Source organism: Bradyrhizobium sp. STM 3809, from assembly GCF_000239795.1.
GTDB lineage: Bacteria > Pseudomonadota > Alphaproteobacteria > Rhizobiales > Xanthobacteraceae > Bradyrhizobium.
This window is the reverse complement of record NZ_CAFJ01000739.1, coordinates 1-4,779: the sequence shown is the minus strand read 5'-3', so window position 1 is coordinate 4,779 and position 4,779 is coordinate 1. Positions and strand designations below refer to the sequence as shown.

The following is a 4,779-nucleotide window of genomic DNA, read 5'->3' as shown; positions in this document are numbered from 1 at the left end:
ACCTCGCGGCCGAATGTCAGGGTGATCAGCTGTCCCAGCACGATGCCGAGCCCCCAGGTGGCCAGGATCGCGTCGAGCGGGCGCTTGTAGAGACGGCGGACGATCACGATCTCGGTGATGCCGCCGCAGACAGCGCCAGCGACGAACGCCAGCGGCAGGATCAGAAACCACGGCAGGTTCAGCTGTGCACCAACCAGGGCTGCATACGCTCCCACGGTCAGGAAGGCGGCGTGGGCGAAGTTGATGATCTTCATCACGCCGAACACGATCAGAAGACCGGCGGCGATGATGAAGAGCATGGCGGCCGTCGTGACGGCATCGAGGGCGACGGTCAGCATGGTCAGTTCCACTTGAGAGAAGCGGGGCGGGCCTCAAGTCCGCCCCGCAAGATCATACGCGATCAGGATCGGATCGCTCAGGACTTGATCGCTCAGGACTTGCCCGGGCACTGCGCGCCGGGATCGACGTTGGCGAAGCTCTGGATCACCTTGACGCTGCCGTCGGCCTGGACCTGGCCGAGATACATGGTCAGCGGCGCGTGGCGCTGCTTGTCCATCTTGATCGTGCCGCGCGGACCGTCGACCGAAACCTCGGCGAGCGCCTTCAGAACCTTGTCCTGGTCGGTGCTGCCGGCCTTCTCGACCGCCGCCTTGTAGGCGTAGACGGCCTCGTACTGCGGCACCGACAGATCATTCGGCGTCTTCAACTCGGCGCCGAACTTCTTGGCCATCGAGGCCAGGAAGGTCTTGTTGGCCGGCGTATCGATGCCCGTGACGTAGGAGGCTGACAGATAGATGCCGGCGGCGTCAGCGCCCATGCCCTTGGCGGTGCCCTCGTCGACGGCGAGATTGCCGTAAGGCAGGTTCACGCCGGCGGCGCGGAGCTGCTTGGTGAGGGTCACGTTCGGCGCGCCGCCCGCGGTGGAGGTGATCAGCGCGTCGGCGCCGGAGGCCTTGAGCTTGGAGATGATCGAGGTCCAGTCGGAGCCGTCCATCGGCAGGTATTCCTCGCCAACCACCTTTCCGCCGGTCTTCTCGATGTACATCTTCGTGAAAGCCAGCATGCCGCGGCCGAAGGCGTAGTCGGAGCCGATCAGGAAGTAGCTCTTCGCCTTCTTCTCCTTGTTGAAGTAGTCGACGATCGGCGGTACCTGCTGGTCCGGCACCCAGGCGTTGACATAGAGATAGGGGCTGCAGGACTTGCCCTCATAGAACGAGGTGTAGATATAGGGCGTCTTGCCGCGGGCGACGATCGGCAGGCCGGCGTTACGCGCCGCGCTGGTCTCCATCGAGATCAGCACATTGACCTTCTTCTGGAAGATCAGCGCGTCGAATGCCTTCTGCGCGCCGGCGGCACCCGAAGCGTCATCGGCGACCTCGAGCTCCAGCTTGCGGCCGAGCACGCCGCCCTTGGCGTTGATCTCCTCGACCGCGAGCTCGGCGGACTGCACCACCGACGGCGCAACGACGGAGTTGGCGCCGGACAGGCCGACGGGAACGCCGATCTTGATCGGATCGGCGGCAAAGGCGGACGAAAGCGCGGTCGCCGCGAGGGCGAGCGCGAGTGATGTGGTGAGCAAACGCGATGTCATCGATTGTCCTCCGTGAATGGTCGAATGGAAACGGTCGGGAAGTTCTCAGTACCAGCCGCGCTTGACCTCGCTGCCGAGCATCTCGTCGTAGACGTCGGAGCGGCGGTCGCGCAGCACCTGGTTGAAGGCGTTCCAGTTGCGGGCGCGGCGGGCCTCGCCGAGCGCGACGTCGGCGATCACGATCTCCTCCTTGTCGCGGCTCGCGGGGCCTGCGACCGGCCAGCCGGTGTAGCTGAGGATCAGGCTCTGGCCCTCGAACGGCTGGCCGCGCTCGACGCCGACGCGGTCGGCGCAGGCGATGAAGATGGAGTTGGAATGGGCGGCCGCCATCGCCAGGATGTTGGCCATCGCCTCGCGGCCCTCGGCCTGGCCGGGGATCGGCACCCAGTTGGTCGGCACGCAGACGATGTCGGCGCCCTGCAGCGCGTTGAGACGATAGCTCTCCGGGAACCAGCCGTCGTAGCAGATCGCCATGCCGATGCGGCCGATCTCGGTATGGTAGACGGGAAAGCCGAGATTGCCGGGCTCGAAATACAGGTTCTCCTCGTTCCACAGATGCACCTTGCGGAACGTGCCGATGTAGCCCTTCGGCCCGATCAGCACCGCGCTGTTGTAGAGCTTCGTTCCCTCGCGCTCGCAGATGCCGGCGACGAGATGCAGGCCGTGTTTCGCTGCGATCTCGCTCCAGGCGGTCACCGCCGGGCCGCCGGGGATGGTCTCGGAGGCGGCGAAGGCCTCCTCGCGGGATTTGAACACGTAGCCGCTTGAGGCGAGCTCGGGCAGCACCACGAGCTTGGCGCCTTGCGCCACTGCCTGTTTGATCAGATCGAGGCTGTGGGCGAGGTTGGTTTCCAATTCGCCGACCATCGGCTGCATCTGGATGCAGGCGATCCGCAGTTTGCTGTCGTCATCCGTCGTCAAGGCACGAGTCTCCGTTGCGTTCGCGTGGGTCGCGCGCGCCAAACAAAAAGCCCCCGACTGCGCCTTGCGGCGCAATGCGAGGGCTGCATAGCCTGATGTGAAATGGCCGACCGGCCATTGGCGGACATCCGATGTCCGCAACCGCCCCAAGTAACTCAAATGCGCGATACGAAGTCAACGCCGTCGCTTGCAAAAATTTGAGGCCGCCGCTGCCCAACCCATGGGCGCGACAATGTGCGCTCAGCGCGAGGCCGGGGCATCGAGCACTCCCAATCCACCCAGGGTCTCCTGTGCATTGATGATCGAGATCGCGATGTCGGCCATCGCGACGCGCTTCTGCGTCGCCTGCGCGCGGATCAGCTCATAGGCCTCGACCTCGCCGATCTGCTTCAGCCCCATCAGGATCTTCACCGCCTTGTCGACGTCGCGTCGCGCCTTCAGCGTCTCCTCCAGCTTCTGCACCTTGCCTTCGAGCCGGCGCGTGTAGCCGCGCAGCGAGCGCGCCAGCACAAGAGAGGAGAGAATGCCGAACGAGCGGATCGGCTTGTTGACGACGCCATGCGCATTGCTGTCGAGCAGCCGTTTCAGGATGGTCGGATTTTCGTAGTCGACGATGGCGATGAAGGTGAGCGGATGCTCGGTCGTGCCTTCGGGAAAGATCATCTCCTCCGAGGTTTCGATCAGCTGGAACACCGTGTCGATGTCGTGCGGGATCGCGGCCGGCGGCGGCCACACGCCGCGGACGTTGCAGCCGATGCGCTTGAGCTGGTCGATCAGCGCGTCGCCCTCGGCATCGCGCGGATGGATCACCAGCACGCGGGCGCCGCGCAGCTCCTCGATGAGGCGGCGCACGCCGGGCTTCATGCGGTCATCCGGTCTCATGCGGACAGCGCCTCTTCGCTCAGCCAGCGGCCGCCGATCGGGGACACCGAGAGATAGGGATCGGGCTTGATCGGGCTCTTGCTCTCCCAGACGATGTCGAACTGGCCGTCGGCGCGGACGCGGCCGATCCGTGGCGTGGTCCAGACGTGGTTGTTGTCGGGATCGATCCGGATCGGTCCCTCCGGCGCCTCGAGGCTGAGGCCGAGCGCGGCCTCCACCAGCTTCTGCGTGTCGAGGCTGCCGGCCTGCTCCAGCGCCCGCGCAAACAGCTTGATCTGCGCATAGGCCGACGCGCTCCACATGCTGACCGGCGTCTCGCTGCCGAAGGCGGCCGCGAACGCCGCCTTGAAGCGGTCGTTGCTGTCGCGCGCCAGCGTGCCGAAATAGCTCGCCGCCGTGAGATGGCCGACGCAGTGCTCGGCGCCGATCGCGCGCACCTCGCCCTCCGCCATGGTGAGGCTGGCGATCGGCAGGCGCTTCGGATCGAAGCCGGCCTGCGCATACATCCGGTAGAAGCGCTGCGCGGTGCGGCCGACGATGGTCGAGAACACGACATCGGGTGCGGTGTCCCGGATGGCGTCGAGGCCGCGCGTCAGCTCGGCGTCGGTGGCCTCCATTGTCACATATTGCTCGCCGACGACGCGGCCGGCATAGGACTCGACGAGGTCGCGCATGATGCGGTTGGACTCGCGCGGGTAGATATAGTCCGAGCCGATCAGATAGACGCGCGGGCCGTGCTTGCGCACGATGTATTCGGCGAGCTGGAACGCATTCTGGTTCGGCGCCGGTCCGGTGTAGATCACGTTCGGCGAGTATTCGAAGCCTTCGTAGAGCGAGGGGTACCAGAGCAGGCCGTTGCGGCGCTCGATCGCGGGCAGCACCGCCTTGCGCTCGGCGGAGGTCGAGCAGCCGAAGATCACGGAGGCGCCGTCCTCGGTCAGCAGCCGGTCGGCGAGCTTGCGGAACGTCTCGGGCTGCGAGCCCGGATCATAGGCGATGACCTCGATCTCGCGGCCGAGCACGCCGCCCGCCTGATTGATCTCCTGGATCGCGAGCGCCGTGCCGAAGAAATGCTCGGACTCCGTGACCTGCATCAGGCCGCTGCGTGAGAACAGCACGCCGACGCGCCAGGCATCCTTGTCGGATGATTTTGCGGCCGGTCTCGTCGTCATCATCATGCCTCCGGGTCGACGGGCCGGCGAGGCCGGCCCGGAAAGCGCTGTTTATTGCCAGTTGCCGCACGGTTGGCAACGGGGGGGAGGGGCCTGTCGGAATTCCAGCTGGTCCTCGGATCTGTCTAACACTTGCCGCGGAACCCGCTGCCACCCTCCTCTGGAGGGCAGGGCCATCGCATGTGACGGTTGCAGTTTCTTACTCATCTCTTT

The 4,779-nt window shown here is 65.6% G+C and carries 5 protein-coding genes; all 5 read right to left on the bottom strand.

Features of this window, described 5'->3' with window-relative positions; translation table 11 throughout:
- On the bottom strand, nt 1-338 hold a 338-nt coding region (locus BRAS3809_RS31715; RefSeq protein ID WP_035659849.1), incomplete at its 3' end, for an ABC transporter permease subunit.
- Between the two features lie 92 nt (nt 339-430).
- Nucleotides 431-1,591, bottom strand: a complete 1,161-nt coding sequence (locus BRAS3809_RS31710) for a substrate-binding protein (protein ID WP_008966101.1) — start codon at nt 1,589-1,591, stop codon at nt 431-433.
- A 45-nt stretch (nt 1,592-1,636) separates the two neighbouring features.
- Nucleotides 1,637-2,512 carry a nitrilase family protein gene (locus BRAS3809_RS31705; RefSeq protein WP_283805783.1) on the bottom strand — a complete coding sequence of 292 codons (876 nt, stop codon included), beginning with the start codon at nt 2,510-2,512 and terminating at the stop codon, nt 1,637-1,639.
- 240 nt (nt 2,513-2,752) lie between these two features.
- On the bottom strand, nt 2,753-3,376 hold the full coding sequence (locus BRAS3809_RS31700) for an ANTAR domain-containing response regulator (protein WP_008966099.1): 624 nt from the start codon (nt 3,374-3,376) through the stop codon (nt 2,753-2,755).
- Nucleotides 3,377-3,390: 14 nt separating this feature from the next.
- Nucleotides 3,391-4,566: a transporter substrate-binding domain-containing protein gene (locus BRAS3809_RS31695; protein ID WP_008966098.1), complete on the bottom strand. Its 1,176-nt coding sequence runs from the start codon at nt 4,564-4,566 to the stop codon at nt 3,391-3,393.
- Between the last annotated feature and the right edge of the window lie 213 nt (nt 4,567-4,779).

Bases quoted from the DNA above. Each gene is read 5' to 3' on its own strand.
- BRAS3809_RS31710 (WP_008966101.1), bottom strand. From the start codon at position 1,591: ATGACATCGCGTTTGCTCACCACATCACTCGCGCTCGCCCTCGCGGCG.
- BRAS3809_RS31700 (WP_008966099.1), bottom strand. From the start codon at position 3,376: ATGAAGCCCGGCGTGCGCCGCCTCATCGAGGAGCTGCGCGGCGCCCGC.
- BRAS3809_RS31695 (WP_008966098.1), bottom strand. From the start codon at position 4,566: ATGACGACGAGACCGGCCGCAAAATCATCCGACAAGGATGCCTGGCGC.